The organism is Amycolatopsis samaneae, from assembly GCF_039541975.1.
GTDB lineage: Bacteria > Actinomycetota > Actinomycetes > Mycobacteriales > Pseudonocardiaceae > Amycolatopsis > Amycolatopsis samaneae.
Genome location: NZ_BAABHG010000002.1, coordinates 239,390 through 256,646 on the forward strand (window position 1 = coordinate 239,390; position 17,257 = coordinate 256,646).

Genomic DNA, 17,257 nt, shown 5'->3' on the forward strand with positions numbered 1-17,257 from the left:
CCGGTAACGGTTTCGCGGTGGTCAGGGTGCGGGGAGCAGGTCCAGTGCCTCGGTCCAGGACCGTCGCGGATCCAGGCGGTGCAGGATCACGCCCGCCTCGGCCAGGGTGTCCAGATGACGCCGCCACGCCGGATGGTGTGCCCGGGTGTCCTGGATCTGGTAGGCCACGACGATGGTGACGCCCGGCGCGCCCAGCACGTCGCCGAGCACGGTCAGCGCCTGGTTGTCCGCGATGCCCAGCGCCAGCTTCGCCACCGAGTTCGCCGAGGCGGGCGCGAAGAGGAACACCTCGGGGTCCGGATGCGGGCGCGTCTCCCCCGGCAGCCGCGAAACGCTGCGGACCGGAAGGTCGGTGCACGGCGCGAGTTCGGCGAGACCGCCGGTGTGCGTGAGCCACCGGGCGGCGGTCGGGGTCAGCGTGATCGCGAGCCGCCAGCCCATGGCGGCGGCGGGCTTCGCCAGCTCGGCGGCGAACCGGGTGTCCAGCCCGCCGCACGAGCCGGCGATCAGCCCGAGGTTCCTCACGGTTTGCGCAGCACGGCGCAGAACATCGCGTCGGTGCCGTGCCGGTGCGGCCACAGCTGCACGTACGGCCCGTTGCCGAGCTGCGGCACCTCCGGGAAGAACTCGCGCGCGTCGAGCACCTCGCTCTTGGTGCGCCGCGCGATCTCCCCGACGACGCCCTCGGTCTCGGCCAGGTGCGGCGAGCAGACGACGTAGGTGACGATCCCGCCCGGCCGCGTGAGATCCAGCGCCGCGACGAGGAGTTCGCCCTGGAGCTTCGTCAGGTCCGCGACGTCGCCCGGCTGCCGCCGCCAGCGTGCCTCGGGGCGCCGCCGCAGCGCGCCGAGGCCGCTGCACGGCGCGTCGACCAGCACCCGGTCGTAGCCCGGTTCGAGCCCGGACTCCCGGCCGTCGGCGACGTGCACGGTGATCGGCAGGCCCTCGGTGGCCTTCTCGATCAGCCGCGCGCGGTGCGGGGCCTTTTCCACCGCGTCGACGCGCGCCCCGCTCAGCCCGGCCAGCGCGCCCAGCAGGGCCGCCTTCCCGCCGGGACCGGCGCACAGGTCGAGCCAGCGCTCGTCCGAACCGGTCAGCGGCACCTTCGTGACCGCGACGGCGCACAGCTGACTGCCCTCGTCCTGCACCGCCGCGAGCCGCTCGCGCACCGGTTCCGCGTCGGCCGGATCGCCCGCGCCCGAGGGCAGCCGGACACCGTAGGGCGAGTACGGCGCCGGGTCTCCCCCGGTGACCGCGGCCAGCTCGTCCGCGCTGATCTCGCCCGGCCGCGCCACCAGGTGGACCTCCGGCCGCGTGTCGTCGGCCTCCAGCGCCGCCTTCAGCTCGGCGCCCTTGTCCCCCAGTGCTTCGGCGAACGAGCGCGCGACCCAGCGCGGATGCGCGGTCCGCATGGCGTACGCGCCGATCGGGTCTGCGGCCTCGTCGGGGGCCAGCTCGTCCAGCCAGGCCGCCTCGTCCTTTTCGGACACCTTGCGCAACATGGCGTTCACGAAACCTGTTACGTAGGAACCGACTTCGGCACGCGCGAGGTCCACAGTGGACCCGACGGCGGCGTGCTCGGGGATACGGGTGCGCAGCAGCTGGTAGGCGCCCAGTCGCAGCGCGTCCACCACCAGCGGGTCCGCCTTGGACAGTGGCCGGTCGGCGCAGGCCTCCAGCACGGCGTCGAGCAGGCCCTGCGCCCGCGAGGCGCCGTAGGTCAGCTCGGTGGCCAGCGCCGCGTCACGGCCGGTGATCCGCCGCTCCCGCAACAGATCCGGCAGGACCAGGTTGGCGTAGGCGTCCCGCTCCCGGACGGCGCGGAGCACGTCGAACGCGACCTGCCGGGCCGGGTCCACCTGCGGCGGACGGCGCGGGCCTTCCTTGCGCGGGGCCGGCCGGTCCCGCTGCGGCCGCGACGGCCGCCGTTGCCTGTGCTCGTTCACCGCAGGCGCTCTCCTTCTTCGATCCGTGTCCCGCGCGCCCAGTCGGTGGCGGCCATCCGTTTCTTGCCCGGCGCCTGCACCTCGCCGAGTTGCAGGGGTTTCGTCGCCGTGCCGACGAGCACCCGGCGGCGCTGCACCACCAGCTCGCCCGGTGGCGGGCCCGGCTCGTCGACCACCCGCACCGGGCCGAGCTTGAGCCGCTCGCCCCGGAACTCCGCCCACGCGCCCGGCTCCGGCGTCACCGCGCGCACCTGACGGTCGACGGCCGAGGCGGGGTCGGCGAAGGACACCCGCGCGTCCTCGACGGTCACCTTCGGCGCGTAGCTCACGCCGACGGCGGACTGCTCCACCGCGTGCACCGAGCCGTCCGCCATGCCGTCCATAGTGGACACCAGCAGCCGGGCGCCGGACTCGGCGAGCCTGCCCAGCAGCGCGCCCGCGGTGTCCTCGGCCCCGATCGGCTCGGTGACCACGCCGTAGACCGGCCCGGCGTCCAGCTCCTTGACGATCCGGAAGGTGGACGCGCCGGTGATCTCGTCGCCCGCGCGGATCGCGGCCTGCACCGGCGCGGCGCCGCGCCAGGCGGGCAGCAGCGAGAAGTGCAGGTTGACCCAGCCGCGCGCCGGGATGTCGAGCGCCGAGCGTGGCAGCAGCGCGCCATAGGCGACCACCGGGCAGGCGTCCGGCGCCAGCTCGGCCAGGCGCGCCAGGAACGCGGGATCACCGGCGCGCTCCGGCGTCAGCACCTCGATGCCGTGCTCGTCGGCGAGCGCGCCGACCGGGGAGCGCACGACCCGGCGGCCGCGCCCCGCCTGGGCGTCCGGACGGGTCACCACGGCGACGACCTCGTGCCGCTCCGAGGAGATCAGCGCGCGCAGGGACGGGACTGCGGGTTCGGGGGTCCCGGCGAAGACGAGGCGCATCAGACCCCCACCGGGTATTCAGACTGGACCATCGGGGACAGTCTAGAAGGCGCCCGCACCCCCGGCGCGCTGTGCCGCCCCAAGCGGGGTTCGGGGGCCGTTCAGCGCTCGCCGGGCCACCGCCAGGGGAACACGACCTGGGCGGAGCCGACGCCGCGGCGGACCGGTTCGGCGGCCGCGATCCAGCGCCCGTCCCGCAGCCGTTCGACGCCGGTCGAGGCCCCGATCTCCGCGGGCGCGTCCGAAAAGCCCTGTCCCCGCGCCTTCAGCGCGGCGGTCTCCGGCTGGTCGAGGAACCCCTGTTCCACCTGCGCCTGCGCCGAGTTCCGCTGCGAGGCCCGCGGCGCGGCGATGGCGTCCTCCAGCGACAGCCCGCGGTCGACCCGGCCGAGGATCACCTGCAGCACGGTGGTGATGATCGACGCGCCGCCCGGCGAACCGGTCGCGAAGAACGGCCTGCCCTCGCGCAGCAGGATCGTCGGCGCCATCGACGAGCGGGGCCGCTTGCCCGCGCCGGGCAGGTTCGGGTCGGGCACGCCGGGGGTGACCGGCGTGAACGAGAAGTCCGTCAGCTCGTTGTTGAGCAGGAACCCGCGGCCGGGCACCACGATGCCGCTGCCACCCTCCTGCTCGATGGTCAGGGTGTAGGCGACGACGTTGCCCCACCGGTCGGCGACCGTGAGGTGCGTGGTGTTCTCCCCCTCGTACGGCGTGGGGGCGCCGGTCGTGCCTGCGGCGCACTTCTCCGGGTGCCGGGGATCCGCCGGGGCGACCGGGCTCGTCGCGGCCTTGTCCTTCGAGATCAGGCACGCCCGGGAATCGGCGAAACGCCGGCTCAGCAGCTCGCGCGCCGGGACGTCGACGGTCGCGGGGTCGCCGATCCAGCGGTTGCGGTCGGCGAAGGCGAACCGCGTCGACTCCAGGAAGTACTGGAGGTAGTCGGCCTTGCTCGCCTTCTTGAGGTCGAAGTTCTCCAGGATGTTCAGCGCCTCGCCGACGGTCAGCCCGCCCGAGGACGGCGCGGGCATGCCGTAGACGTCGAGGCCCTGGTACCTCGTGTGCGTGGGGTCGCGTTCGATCGCCCGGTACGCGGCGAGGTCCGAAGTGCTCAGCTTGCCGGGACGCACGTTCAGCTTCGACGCCGGATCGACGGGCGGCCGCTGGACGGTCTTCGCGACGTCGGCGCCGATCGGGCCGTGGTAGAGCGCGCCGGTGCCCTGCTTCGCCAGCTGCGCGTAGGTGTCGGCGAGGTCGGGGTTCCGGAACGTCGTGCCGACCACCGGCGGGGCGCCGCCGGGCAGGTACAGCGACCGCGTCGACGGGAACGCGGCGAACCGCCCGGCGTTGTTAGCGACCTGGTCGTGGAACGTCCTGTCCACGGAGAAACCCTTGCGCGCCAGCTGTTCCGCCGGCCGGATCGACTGTGCGAACGAGCGCGTGCCCCACTTGTCCAGCGCCTGCTGCCAGGTCGCGGGGGTGCCGGGGACACCGACGCTGAGCCCGCTGGTGACCGCGTCGGCGAACGGGATCGCCTTGCCGTTCTCGACGAACAGGTCGGCGTTCGCGGCCGACGGCGCGGTCTCCCTGCCGTCGAGCGTGTGCACGCGGCCGGTCTTCGCGTCGTAGTACACGAAGAACCCGCCGCCGCCGATCCCCGCCGAGAACGGGTCGGTGACCCCGAGCGCGGCGGCGACCGCCACCGCGGCGTCGACGGCGTTGCCGCCCTCGCGCAGCACCTTCGTGCCGATCGCGGTCGCGTCGGCGTCGATGCTGGACACGGCGCCGCCGTAGCCCACCGCGACCGGGGACTTCGGCGTCGGGCGGGCTTCGGGCGCCGCGGAAGCGATTCCGGCCCCGGTGGTGGTGAGCAGTGCGGTGACGGCGGCGAGCGCGAAAACGCGTCGCGGCGTCCGGGTTCTGTGCGCGGGCATGCGCGCGAGTCTGCCCCGTCGGCGCGGGGTGGACAAGCCTCCGGAACGGCAATACCAACGTCGCTACTGCGAGCGTCCACGAACTGGGACTGTCACGGGAAATGGTCACCACTGGAGGACTCGTGCCCAGATACTGGCGTGCCCTGCTGCCCGTACTCGTCGCCACCCCCATGTTCGCGGCCCCCGGCCTCGCCTCGGCGGGCACCGGGACGGACTGCTTCGACAGGAACGTCCCGCTCACCGTCGAAGAGCAGCGGCTGACCGCGACGTTGCCCGCCGGAGGCCCCGCCGTGGGGCCCGAGCTGATCCGCCTCGCCGGGTTCGACACGCTCACCGGCGGCTTCGCCGGGAAACTGTGCGGCAGCACGACCCCGCGCCGCGCGGAACGGGCCGCGGCCGAGGCCGGGACCCGGCTGTGGCGTACGGCCGTCGACCGCGCGCAGGGCCGCCGGCCCGATCTCGGCACTCTCGACCGCTACGACGACCGGCCGCTGTACTGGGCCCGGCTGCGGATGAGCGCGGCGCTGCGCCAGTGGAAGCCGTCGTTCCCGCTGTCCCCCGCCGCGCGGGAACGGCTGCTCACCACGTTCGACCGGGGTTCGCGCGGGCTCGACGACGTCCGGTTCCCGCTCGGGCACCTCACCCGGCGGGTGCTGGTGAGCGGCTTCGACCCGTTCCAGCTCGACGGTGCCGGGGTACGGATCTCGAACCCGGCGGGTGTGTCCGCCCTCCAGCTGGACGGACAGGTGCTCCGGACCCCGGACGGGCCCGCGCTGGTGCACACCGTCACGTTCCCGGTCGTGTGGAGCTATTTCGACAAGGGCATCGTGGAAAGCGCTTTCGGCTCGGCACTGCGGGATCGCGCGCGGCGGCCCGACGTGATCATGACGGTGAGCCAGGGACGGCCGGGACAGTTCGACATCGAACGCTGGGCGGGCAACTGGCGCGGCGGGTCGCCGGACAACAACCGCGCGTCCTCGACCGGCCCGGTGCCACCCGCCGCCGGCTGGCCGCAGCCGGACGTCCAGTTCATCGAGACCACGCTGCCCCACGAGCGCATGCGGGCCGCCCCGCCCGGCGCGTACCCGGTGAAGTTCAACCGGCAGTTCTGCGTGTGGCCGGACGCCGCCCACCCCGGCACCGGAAAGCCGGTGTGCCGCGAGGACGAACCGCGCCCCGGCGAGATCGCGGCCTCCGGAGGCGGCGGCACGTATCTGAGCAACGAATCGATGTTCCGGAGCAACCGCGTCCGCCTCGGCCTCGGCCTGCCCGAGCTCCCCGGCGGGCACCTGCACACCCCCGTCCTCGGCCAGCCCACCGCCCCGACGGCCCTGACCGACCCGGACTTCGAGTCCCGCCGCCGCGCCATCGCCGACCAGGTGGTCACCCTCACCACCGCCGCCGGCTGAGTCGCCCCGATCACGCGAGATCGCCGCTCAATCACGTGAGATACGCGCTCAATCACGCGAGTTGACCGAAACGTCCTGAGCCGAATTTCGGGCTCGCGTGCGGGAATACGCGACTCGCGTGATCAGGGGCGTGACTCGCGTGATCGGGGACGTAACTCGGATGTCCGGATCAGATCAGGGCCAGGGGGTCCAGTTGGAGGCGGATGGGCTCGGCGGCCTTGCGGGCGTCGCGGCGGGCGCTCGCGTCGTGCAGGGCGGCGGCGAGGGCCTTGCCGTCGGCGCGCGTGACGCGCACGAGGACGCGTTCGCGGGCGGCGTTGCCCTCGTCGTCGAGCTCGCCGATCGGGACCGGGCCCAGCAGCTCGCCGGAATCCGGGAGCGGGAGGTCGTCGAGCAGCTCGGCGACCGCGCCGGGGCTGCCCTCGACGCTGGCCATGCGCATCGCGGGCGGGAAGCCGAGCTCCCGGCGCTCGGCCAGCTCCAGTCCGGCGTGCCACGACGGGTCCCAGCGCACCAGCGCCTGGACCACGGCCATCCCGGCCTCGGCACCGACCACGACCCGGCCGCCGGAGGCCGCGGGCCGCACGAGCGCGGCCGCCGCCATCCACCGGCGCAGTGTCTCCTCCCCCGCGCGCAGGTCCTGCCTGCCCAGCAGCGCCCAGCCGTCGAGCAGCAGCGCCGCGCCGTAACCGCCTTCGGCGACCGGCTCCGCGCCCGGGGTGCACACCACGAGCGCGGGTTTTCCCGGCACGCTCGCCAGTACCTCCGCCGCGCCGGAGGTGCGCACCGGGACGCCGGGGAAGGCGCGGCCCAGTTCCTCGGCGGTCCGTTTCGCGCCGACGATGACCGCCCGCAACCGGACCGATCCGCAGGCCGGGCAGCGGAACGCCGTCTCCGGGACGCCGCACCACCGGCACGCGGGCGGTTTGGGCGCGCCGTCGACCGAGCCGCCCGGGAGCGTGAGCGGTCCCGCGCACCGGCGGCAGCGGGCGGAGGTCCGGCACTGCCCGCACGCGAGGCCGGGGACGTACCCGCGCCGGGGCACCTGCACGAGTGCGGGCGCGCCCGCGCCGAACGCCTGCCGCGCGGCCTCGAACGCCACCGCCGGGAGCCGGGCGGCCCGGGCGGCCTCGTCCCGCGCCACGTCGAAGTCCTCGCCGACCGGGGTGACCCTCGGCGCCGCGGCCCGCAGCTCCGGACGCGCGGCGAGCACCGGCTGGGCCCAGCCCGACTCGACCAGGAACTGCGCCTCCGCGGTGCGGGCGAACCCGCCGACGAGCAGCGACGAGCGGGTGGCGTGCGCCCGGTCCATCAGCACGTCCCGCACGTGCGGGTACGGGGCGTGCGGATCGAGGTGCAGGTCGTCGCCGTCGTCCCAGACCACGAACAGGCCGGGATCGGCGACCGGGGCGAACATCGCCGCGCGGGTGCCGACCACGATCCGCACCGCGCCCCGCAGCACCGCGAGCCAGCGGCGGTACCGTTCCGCGGGCCCCAGCCCGGCGATCAGCGCGACGACCGCGTCCGCCCCGGCGAGCTCGGCGCACGCCTCGTGCACCCGCGCCAGATCACGGTGGTCGGGGACCACGAGGACCGCGCCCCGGCCCCGCGCGGCGACCGTGGTGGCGACCTCGGCGAGCCGGCGTGGCCAGTCCTCACCGGGCAGGGCCTGCCAGACGGCGTTGGCCGGACGGCCCTGCACCAGCGCGTCCAGGAACGCGGGCCCCGCCTGGTATTTCGCCCACGCCGCGCGCTCCGGCGGCTCCGGCGGCGGCGCGGGTTCGCGCGGTGGTTCGCCCTCGGCCTTGGCGTGCCGGGGCGGGATGGCCAGCCGGAGGATGTCACTGAGCGTGCCGCCGTAGCGGTCCGCCGCCGACCGGCACACCGCGTGCAGCGCCGGGGGAAGCACCGGTTCGCTGGAGGTCACGCGTTCCAGGAACGCGAGCTTGCGTTCGTACTCGGTGGTTTCGGAACGTTCGACCAGGAAGCCGTCGACGAGCTGCCCGGCGAAGCGCACCCGGACGCGGCAGCCGGGCACGGCGGCCTCGTGCAGCTTCTCCGGGACCTGATAGTCGAAAGGACGGTCGAGGTGCGCGAGCGGGATGTCGACGACGACGCGGGCGACCGGGAGTTCGGGCGCGGGCCGCTGCTGGCCCTTGCGCGGCTGACCGAGCCTGGCCGAGGCCTTGGCCGGTTTCGCGCGCGCCGGTTTCGCCTTCGGCGCCGGCGCGGGTCGCGAAGGCTCCGGGAGGTCCCACAGCGGGGCGGATTCGGAGCTCACCCCGTGATCTCTACCAGACCACCCCGACACCCTCCGCGGCACAGCCACCCCGTCAGTCCGTGAATGCCACATTGAGGGACTCAGAGTCCCTCAATGTGGCATTCACGGACTTCTGCGAACAGGGAGCCGGTCAGGCGCCGGCGACGGACTTGAGGGCCTCGGCGCGGGCGGTGTTCTCCCACGGCAGGTCCAGGTCCGGACGGCCGAAGTGACCGTAGGCCGCGGTCGGGGCGTAGATCGGGCGCAGCAGGTCCAAATCACGGATGATCGCCGCCGGCCGCAAATCGAACACCTCGCTGATCGCGGCCTGGATCTTCGACGGATCCACCGTCTCGGTCCCGAACGTCTCCACGAACAACCCCACCGGCGCCGCCTTCCCGATCGCGTACGCCACCTGCACCTCGGCACGCTGCGCCAACCCCGCCGCCACCACGTTCTTCGCCACCCAGCGCATCGCGTACGCCGCCGAACGGTCCACCTTGGACGGATCCTTACCCGAGAACGCGCCACCACCGTGCCGCGCCATCCCACCGTAGGTGTCCACGATGATCTTCCGCCCGGTCAGCCCCGCGTCCCCCATCGGACCACCGATCACGAACCGGCCCGTCGGGTTCACCAGCAACCGCACGTTCGAGGTGTCCAGGCCCAGCTCGGCCAGCTCCGGCGCGACGACGTGCTCCTTGACGTCCACACCCAGCATCCGGTCGAGATCGATGCCCTCCGCGTGCTGCGTCGACACGACCACCGTGTCCAGCCGCACCGGCTGGTCACCCGCGTACTCGATCGTCACCTGCGTCTTGCCGTCCGGGCGCAGATACGGCAGGACACCGTCCTTGCGCACCGCCGACAGCCGCCGGGAAAGCCGGTGCGCCAGCGCGATCGGCAGCGGCATCAGCTCGGGCGTGTCCGAGCACGCGTACCCGAACATCAGACCCTGGTCACCCGCGCCCTGCCGGTTGATCTCGTCCTCGTCCGACTCCACCCGCGACTCGTACGCGGTGTCCACACCCTGCGCGATATCCGGCGACTGGGAACCGATCGCGACGTTGACGCCGCAGGAGTTCCCGTCGAAGCCCTTGGCCGAGGAGTCGTACCCGATCCGCAGGATGACGTCCCGGACGATGGTCGGGATGTCGGCGTAGGCCTCGGTGGTCACCTCACCCGCCACATGCACCTGACCGGTCGTGATGAGCGTTTCCACGGCGACACGGCTGCGCGGATCCTTCGACAGCAGACCATCGAGGATCGAATCACTGATGGCGTCACAAATCTTGTCGGGGTGCCCCTCGGTCACCGACTCCGACGTGAACAATCGACGGCTGGACGCGGTCACGGTGGCAGTCACTTCCTCACCTCGACGAAGGATACCCGGAAAGTTAGGCACCCCTTACCCGGTCCAGCCTACTGATCGCAGCTGGAACCACGGTCAACGCTTGATTAAGCCCACTACAGCGTCCCACACTGTGGACGCCAGTTGCGCTTTCGCGCCCAACGGAATGGACCTTTCGGTCCCGTCCGCGGCGAGCAGCCAGCCGGAGTTGTCCTCCGTCTCGAACGCCTTGCCGTCCCCCACCGCGTTGACCACCAGCAGGTCGGCACCCTTGCGCTTCAGTTTTACCCGAGCGTGGTCCAGCACGCTGCCCTGTTCGTCGCCGGTTTCCGCCGCGAACCCCACGACGAGCTGACCGGGACGCCGGTCCCGGACCAGTTCGGCGAGAATGTCCGGATTCCGGTCCAGGGTGACGACCGGATCGGGCAGTTCGTCGGATTTCTTGATTTTCACGTCGGCTCGGGTGGCGGGGCGGAAATCCGCGACGGCGGCGGCCATCACGACGACGTCCGCCGACGCGGCCTCGGCGTGCATGGCCTCGCGCAGCTCCAGCGCGGTCGACACGTGCCGCACGGTGGCGCCCGCGGGGTCCGGCAGCGCCACCGTGTGCCCGGCCACCAGCGTGACCTCGGCGCCGCGCTGCGCGGCGACCCTGGCCAGCGCGTAGCCCTGCTTGCCGGAGGACCGGTTGCCGAGGTAGCGCACCGGGTCCAGCGGTTCGCGGGTGCCACCGGCGGAGATGACCACCCGTACGCCTTCGAGGTCGCGGGGCAGCGCGCCGGGCGCGGCGAGCAGCAGCCGGGCGAGGTCGACGATCTCGGCCGGGTTCGCGAGCCTGCCTTTGCCGGTGTCGACGCCGGTCAGCCTGCCGGAGTCGGGTTCGGTGACGATCGCCCCGCGCGAGCGCAGCAGCGCCACGTTGTCGCGGGTCGCGGGGTGCTCCCACATCTCGGTGTGCATCGCCGGGAAGAAGACCACCGGGCACCGGGCGGTGAGCAGGGTGTTGGTCAGCAGGTCGTCCGCGATGCCGTGCGCGGCCTTGGCGAGCAGGTTCGCCGTGGCCGGGACCACGAGCACCAGGTCGGCCTCCTTGCCGACGCGGACGTGCTGCACCTCGGGCACCTCGGTGAACACACCGGTGTGCACCGGGTGCCCGGACAGTGCCTCGAAGGTGGCCGCGCCGACGAAGTTCAGCGCGGCTTCCGTGGGCACCACGCGGACGTCGTGACCGGACTCGGTCAGGCCGCGCAGTACCTCACAGGCCTTGTAGGCGGCGATCCCGCCGCCCACGCCCAGGACGACCCTGGGCTTGCGGTCACTCACCCTCGGTGTGCTCGAGCAGCCCGCCGTGGATCTCGCGCAGCGCGATCGAGAGCGGCTTCTCCCGGGGGCCGGGCTCGACCAGCGGGCCGACGTACTCCAGCAGGCCCTCGCCCAGCTGGGCGTAGTAGTCGTTGATCTGCCGGGCGCGCTTGGCCGAGTAGATCACCAGCGCGTACTTGGAGCTGACCTTTTCGAGCAGGTCGTCGATCGGCGGGTTGGTGATGCCTTCGAGCTCTTCGTGGATGCCGAGCGTGGACGTGGTCGTCACTCGTGGTGCTCCGAATCTTCAAGGATGTTGTCGCCGGTTATCAAGTTTAGCAAGCGCTCAGCGGCTTCTCGCACGTCGGCGTTCACGAGCCGCACGTCGAACTCCCCGGCGGCGGCCAGCTCGCGCTCGGCCTCGGCCAGCCGGGCCCGCACCGAGGACTCGGATTCGGTGCCCCGCCCGGTCAGCCTGCCGACCAGTTCCTCCCAGGACGGCGGCATCAGCATCACCAGCCGGGCCTCCGGCATGGCCCGGCGGACCTGCCGCGCGCCCTGCAGCTCGATCTCGAGCACCGCCGGGCGGCCGTCGGCGAGCGCCTTCTCCACCGGCTCGCGCGGTGTGCCGTAGCAGTTGCCCGCGAACTCGGCGTGTTCCAGCAGGCTGCCCTCGGCGATCATGGCGTCGAACCGTGCCCGGTCGACGAAGTGGTAGTGCCCCCCGTCGACCTCGCCGGGGCGGGGCTTCCGCGTCGTGACCGAGACGCTGAAATAGATCTCGGGGGCCAGCTCGCGCAGCTGTCCCACCACACTCGACTTCCCGACCCCGGACGGCCCCGATACGACCGTGAGCCGGTGCCGGGAGTTCTCCCCCGCCACCGGCTCACTGCCGCGGTCGGCGCCCCGGGTCACCGGGTTGTCCTGACCGACGCCGCTCACTCGCCGCTGAACTCGGCCAGCAGCGCCTTGCGCTGCCGGTCGCCAAGCCCGCGGAGGCGGCGGCTGGGCGCGATCTCCAGTCGTTCCATGGTCTGCTGGGCACGGACCTTGCCGACGCCGGGGAGGGCCTCGAGCAGAGCCGACACCTTCATCTTGCCGAGGACTTCGTTCTCCTCGGCCTGCTTCAGCACGTCGACCAGAGTGGTACCGCCCCGCTTCAGCCGCTCCTTCAGCTCAGCACGGATGCGGCGGGCGGCGGCGGCCTTCTCCAGCGCCGCAGCGCGCTGTTCCTCTGTCAGCTGGGGAAGTGCCACGTTTTCCTCCGGTAGTTCTCAAATCTGGGTGGGTGACGCGACGGTACCCACCCGCGAGCACCGCCCACAATGCGGGGGTGCTGGTCCCATGCCGATTCCGGGGCCTGCTATTGGCCGTTTTCCTGCGGTCCGGCGAGGAGTTCACGGGTCGCGCGGACCGCCGTTCGCAACGCCGCCGCGTCCGGCCCGTGCCGCAGGATGTCCCGCGACGACGCCGGAAGTACGCCCTTTGCCAGCAGCGCGTCCCCGAAAACGGCCCGTAAATCGGCCACAGTCGCGCCCTGAGCCCCGAAACCCGGTGCCAGGACCGGACCGTTCAGCGCGGTCAGATCGAGCTCCCCAGGGGCGATCGTGGCCCCGGCGACCACACCGACGTCACCGAGCGGCCCGGCACCGGCGTTGAGTGCCGCCGCGGCGTCGACGACGCTCTGCGCGACCGTCCTGCCGTCCGGCAACTTCGCACTCTGCAAGGCGTGTGCCTCGGGGTTCGACGTCCGCGCGAGCACGAACACGCCCCGCCCCGCTTCGCGGCCGGTGGCCACACACTGCTCCAAAGAGCCGAATCCGAGATAGGGCGACACGGTGATCGCGTCGGCCGCGATCGCCGCGCCACCGGCCACGTAGGCGGCGGTGTAGGCCGCCATGGTGGACCCGATGTCCCCGCGCTTGACGTCGAGCAGCACCAGCGCGCCCGCGTCCCGCGCCAGCGCGACGACGCGCTCCAGCACGGCGACACCGGCCGCCCCGAACGCCTCGAAGAACGCCGACTGCGGCTTGACGATCGCGGTTTCCGCGGCCAGCACCTCGGTGGCGCCGAGTGCGAACCGTTCCAGCCCGCTCGCGTCGACCGGCAGCCCCCACGCTTCGAGAAGCCCGGGGTGGGGGTCGATCCCGGCGCAGAGCGGGCCCCGCGCCGAGATCGCCTTCGCCAGCCGCGCCCCGAACCGCTCGGGCGCGCTCACGCCTTGGCCTTCAGCGCCGCCTGCAGGTGCTGCAGGGACCGGACCCCGATGTCGCCTCGGATAAGCGCTTCGATGCCGTGTACGGCCGCCGCGGCGCCCTGCACGGTGGTGACGCAGGGGATGTCGCGGGACACCGCGGCGGTGCGGATTTCGTAGCCGTCGACGCGGGGGCCGCTGTTTCCGTACGGGGTGTTGATGACCATGTCGACGCCGCCGTCGAGGATGACGTCCACGATGTTCTGCACGGCCTCGGTCGAGCCCTCGGAGTACTTGCGCACGACGGTGCAGGGAATCCCGTTGCGCCGCAACACTTCCCCGGTGCCCGCGGTGGCGAGGACCTCGAAGCCGAGGTCGGCCAGCCGCTTGATCGGGAACACCATGGACCGCTTGTCCCGGTTGGCCACCGAGACGAACACCCGCCCGGAGGTGGGCAGTGATCCGTAGGCGCCGGACTGGGATTTCGCGAACGCCTTGCCGAAGGAGACGTCGACGCCCATGACCTCGCCGGTGGACTTCATCTCCGGGCCGAGCAGCGAGTCGACGCCGTGTCCTTCGGGGGTGCGGAAGCGGTGGAAGGGCAGCACGGCCTCCTTGACCGCGACCGGCGAGTCGGCGGGCAGGTGCCCGCCGTCACCCTCGGCGGGCAGCACGCCCGCGGTCCGCAGGTCCTTGATCGTGGAGCCGGTCATGATCCGCGCGGCGGCCTTGGCCAGCGGCACCGCGGTCGCCTTGGACACGAACGGGACGGTGCGCGAGGCACGCGGGTTCGCCTCCAGGACGTAGAGCACGTCGTCCTTGAGCGCGTACTGGACGTTGAGCAGCCCACGCACGCCGACGCCGCGGGCGATCGCCTCGGTGGAGCGCCGCACGGCCTGCAGATCGGTCGCGCCGAGGGTGATCGGCGGCAGCGCGCAGGAGGAGTCGCCGGAGTGGATCCCGGCCTCCTCGATGTGCTCCATCACGCCGCCGAGGTAGAGCTCTTCGCCGTCGTAGAGCGCGTCGACGTCGATTTCGATGGCGTCGTCGAGGAAACGGTCGACCAGCACCGGGTGTTCCGGAGTGACCTCGGTGGCGCGGCGGATGTAGCCGGCGAGGGTCTGTTCGTCGTAGACGATCTCCATGCCGCGCCCGCCCAGCACGTAGGACGGGCGGACGAGCACCGGGTAGCCGATCTCGTCGGCGATCCGCTTGGCGCCCTCGAACGAGGTCGCGGTGCCGTAGCGCGGGGCGGGCAGCCCGGCGTCGGTGAGCACCTCGCCGAACGCGCCGCGGTCCTCGGCGAGGTGGATCGCCTCCGGCGGCGTCCCGACCACCGGGACACCGGCGTCGGCGAGCCGCTTCGCCAGGCCCAGCGGGGTCTGCCCGCCGAGCTGGACGATGACCCCGGCGACCGTGCCGGAGGCCTGCTCGGCGTGTACGACCTCCAGGACGTCCTCGAAGGACAGCGGCTCGAAGTACAGCCGGTCGGAGGTGTCGTAGTCGGTGGACACGGTTTCCGGGTTGCAGTTGACCATGACGGCCTCGAACCCGGCCTCCCGCAACGCGATCGCCGCGTGCACGCAGGAGTAGTCGAACTCGATGCCCTGCCCGATCCGGTTCGGCCCCGAGCCCAGGATGAGCACCTTGGGCTTCTCGGTCTGCGCGGCGACCTCGGACTGGGCCTCGGGGTCGGTTTCGTAGCAGGAGTAGTGGTACGGCGTCTTGGCGGCGAACTCGGCCGCGCAGGTGTCCACGGTCTTGAACACCGGCCGCACGCCGAGCCGGTGGCGCAGCGCGCGGACGCCGTCCTCCCCGGCCAGTTCCGGCCGCAGCGCGGCGACCTGACGGTCCGACAGCCCGGTGCGCTTCGCCCGGCGCAGCAGCTCGCCGTCGAGCACCGGCGCCTCGCGCACCTCGGCGCCGACCTCGCCGATCAGCGCGATCTGGTCGATGAACCAGGGGTCGATGCCGGAGGCCTCGTGGACCTGCTCGACCGTGCCGCCCAGCCGCAGCGCCCGCTCGACCTCGTAGAGCCGTCCCTCGTGCGGCGTGCGCAGCGAGTCCAAAGTGGACTCCAGGGTGACGCCGTCGGGGTCGGGCAGGGTCCAGAACCCGGTCGCCTTGGTCTCGATCGAGCGCATCGCCTTGCCGAGCGCCTCGGGGAAACTGCGGCCGAACGACATCGCCTCGCCGACGCTCTTCATCGTCGTGGTCAGCGTCGGGTCCGCGCCGGGGAACTTCTCGAACGCGAACCGCGGCACCTTCACCACGACGTAGTCCAGCGCGGGCTCGAACGACGCCGGGGTCTCGCCGGTGATGTCGTTGCGGATCTCGTCCAGCGTGTACCCGATGGCGAGCTTCGCGGCGATCTTGGCGATCGGGAACCCGGTCGCCTTCGACGCCAGCGCGGAACTGCGCGACACCCGCGGGTTCATCTCGATCACGACCATCCGGCCGTCACGCGGGTTGATCGCGAACTGGATGTTGCAGCCACCGGTGTCGACACCGACCTCGCGCAGCACCGCGATGCCGACGTCACGCATGACCTGGTACTCGCGGTCGGTCAGCGTCATCGTCGGCGCCACCGTGACCGAGTCACCGGTGTGCACGCCCATCGCGTCGACGTTCTCGATCGAACACACGACCACGACGTTGTCGTGCTTGTCGCGCATCAGCTCGAGCTCGTACTCCTTCCACCCGAGCACGCTCTCCTCGATGAGCACCTCGGTCACCGGCGACTCGGTGAGCCCGGTGGAAGCCAGCCGCTCCAGGTCCTCGGCCGTGTGGGCCATGCCCGAACCGAGCCCGCCCATGGTGAACGAGGGCCGGATGACCACCGGCAGGCCGAGCTCGGCCACCGTCGCGCGGACCTCGTCCATGTCGTGACACACCCGCGAACGCGGGACCTCGGCGCCGATCGTGCGCACGATGTCCTTGAACTTCTGCCGGTCCTCACCACGCTGGATCGCGTCGATGTCCGCGCCGATCAGCTCGACGCCGTACTTCTCCAGCACCCCGCGCTCGTGCAGCGCCACCGCGCAGTTGAGCGCCGTCTGCCCGCCGAGCGTCGCCAGCAGCGCGTCCGGGCGCTCTTCGGCGATGACCTTCTCCACGAAGTCCGGCGTCACCGGCTCGATGTAGGTGGCGTCGGCGAACTCCGGGTCGGTCATGATCGTCGCCGGATTGGAGTTCACCAGGCTCACGCGCAGCCCCTCGGCGCGCAGCACCCGGCAGGCCTGGGTCCCGGAGTAGTCGAACTCCGCGGCCTGCCCGATCACGATCGGACCCGATCCGATCACCAGCACGTGCTGGATGTCAGTCCTCTTGGGCATTACTTTTCCTCACTCACCAGGCGCCGCAGACCGTCGCGGAAGACCTGAAAACTCTGGGAACGATTGTTCTCGACATCCATATGCGGCGCGATCTCAGCCGCTGCCGTTAGCTTCCGCAACCTCTCACGGTGATACCCGTGGCGCTGCAGGACCGTCTCCAGCGCTTCCCACGTACCACCGGAGATGGCATCCGGGTCCCGATACTTCACCTGATCGCCGAGGTTCGCCGGCACTCGGGGGTATGCCTTGCGGATCGCGGGCACATCGCCGAAGAACCACGCCTCCAGTTCTTCGACCACGATCCGCAGCAGCACGTCGCCGGATTCCCGGCACCGCACCGCGGAAGCGGTCCGCAGACCACTCGCCACGACGATGTCGTCCAATGTCTTCTTCAACCGGACACAGTCCTCGGCGTCCCGGTCGACGAGCACCACGATCTTGCTGCCGGTGAACGGCATGCCGACCGCACAACCACGCAGCCGGCCGGGCAGTTTCCGGAGCAGTTCGTTCTTGCTGGTGAACGCCACCGTGGTGAAATCGACCCCGGGAATGATCTTCGGCACCAGAACACGAACTGCCACCTCCGCGGACGGCTCCTCGAGCATC

The 17,257-nt window shown here is 72.1% G+C and carries 14 protein-coding genes; 1 reads left to right on the plus strand and 13 read right to left on the minus strand.

All coding sequences use genetic code 11. From position 1 onward, the window contains the following. Positions 1-21: 21 nt before the first annotated feature. From ABD987_RS04325 to ggt, 4 genes are all read right to left on the minus strand, one after another. Complete coding sequence (locus ABD987_RS04325) at positions 22-525, minus strand: flavoprotein (protein WP_345387145.1); 504 nt, start codon at positions 523-525, stop codon at positions 22-24. Then, positions 522-1,946: an RsmB/NOP family class I SAM-dependent RNA methyltransferase gene (locus tag ABD987_RS04330; RefSeq protein WP_345387146.1), complete on the minus strand. Its 1,425-nt coding sequence runs from the start codon at positions 1,944-1,946 to the stop codon at positions 522-524. The genes ABD987_RS04325 and ABD987_RS04330 overlap by 4 nt, the downstream gene beginning before the upstream one ends. Then, positions 1,943-2,869 (minus strand): methionyl-tRNA formyltransferase, encoded by a 927-nt coding sequence (gene fmt / locus ABD987_RS04335; RefSeq protein WP_345387147.1) that lies wholly within the window; start codon positions 2,867-2,869, stop codon positions 1,943-1,945. Before fmt ends, ABD987_RS04330 begins: the two co-directional genes overlap by 4 nt. A gap of 101 nt (positions 2,870-2,970) precedes the next feature. Further along, complete coding sequence (gene ggt, locus ABD987_RS04340; protein ID WP_345387149.1) at positions 2,971-4,800, minus strand: gamma-glutamyltransferase; 1,830 nt, start codon at positions 4,798-4,800, stop codon at positions 2,971-2,973. A gap of 101 nt (positions 4,801-4,901) precedes the next feature. Between ggt and ABD987_RS04345 the strand changes: the two genes are divergently transcribed. Next, positions 4,902-6,209 carry a pyroglutamyl-peptidase I gene (locus tag ABD987_RS04345; protein ID WP_378214348.1) on the plus strand — a complete coding sequence of 436 codons (1,308 nt, stop codon included), beginning with the start codon at positions 4,902-4,904 and terminating at the stop codon, positions 6,207-6,209. 169 nt (positions 6,210-6,378) lie between these two features. Here the strand turns inward: ABD987_RS04345 and ABD987_RS04350 are convergent, their stop codons facing one another. From ABD987_RS04350 to ABD987_RS04390, 9 genes are all read right to left on the minus strand, one after another. Further along, positions 6,379-8,490, minus strand: a complete 2,112-nt coding sequence (locus tag ABD987_RS04350) for a primosomal protein N' (RefSeq protein ID WP_345387151.1) — start codon at positions 8,488-8,490, stop codon at positions 6,379-6,381. 130 nt (positions 8,491-8,620) lie between these two features. Next, positions 8,621-9,823, minus strand: coding sequence for a methionine adenosyltransferase (metK, locus tag ABD987_RS04355; protein ID WP_345388239.1), 1,203 nt, complete (start codon positions 9,821-9,823; stop codon positions 8,621-8,623). A gap of 93 nt (positions 9,824-9,916) precedes the next feature. Next, the gene (gene coaBC / locus ABD987_RS04360; protein WP_345387153.1) at positions 9,917-11,143 is read right to left on the minus strand and encodes a bifunctional phosphopantothenoylcysteine decarboxylase/phosphopantothenate--cysteine ligase CoaBC; all 1,227 of its coding nucleotides are present in this window, start codon (positions 11,141-11,143) and stop codon (positions 9,917-9,919) included. Continuing rightward, on the minus strand, positions 11,136-11,411 hold the full coding sequence (rpoZ, locus tag ABD987_RS04365; protein WP_345387155.1) for a DNA-directed RNA polymerase subunit omega: 276 nt from the start codon (positions 11,409-11,411) through the stop codon (positions 11,136-11,138). Before rpoZ ends, coaBC begins: the two co-directional genes overlap by 8 nt. Continuing rightward, positions 11,408-12,064: a guanylate kinase gene (gene gmk, locus ABD987_RS04370; RefSeq protein ID WP_345387157.1), complete on the minus strand. Its 657-nt coding sequence runs from the start codon at positions 12,062-12,064 to the stop codon at positions 11,408-11,410. Before gmk ends, rpoZ begins: the two co-directional genes overlap by 4 nt. Further along, complete coding sequence (gene mihF / locus ABD987_RS04375; protein ID WP_003096398.1) at positions 12,061-12,378, minus strand: integration host factor, actinobacterial type; 318 nt, start codon at positions 12,376-12,378, stop codon at positions 12,061-12,063. The genes gmk and mihF overlap by 4 nt, the downstream gene beginning before the upstream one ends. A gap of 107 nt (positions 12,379-12,485) precedes the next feature. Next, the gene (pyrF, locus tag ABD987_RS04380; protein WP_345387160.1) at positions 12,486-13,340 is read right to left on the minus strand and encodes an orotidine-5'-phosphate decarboxylase; all 855 of its coding nucleotides are present in this window, start codon (positions 13,338-13,340) and stop codon (positions 12,486-12,488) included. Next, complete coding sequence (gene carB, locus ABD987_RS04385; RefSeq protein WP_345387163.1) at positions 13,337-16,651, minus strand: carbamoyl-phosphate synthase large subunit; 3,315 nt, start codon at positions 16,649-16,651, stop codon at positions 13,337-13,339. Before carB ends, pyrF begins: the two co-directional genes overlap by 4 nt. Next, positions 16,651-17,256 (minus strand): DUF4276 family protein, encoded by a 606-nt coding sequence (locus tag ABD987_RS04390; RefSeq protein ID WP_345388241.1) that lies wholly within the window; start codon positions 17,254-17,256, stop codon positions 16,651-16,653. Before ABD987_RS04390 ends, carB begins: the two co-directional genes overlap by 1 nt. Position 17,257: the final 1 nt, after the last annotated feature.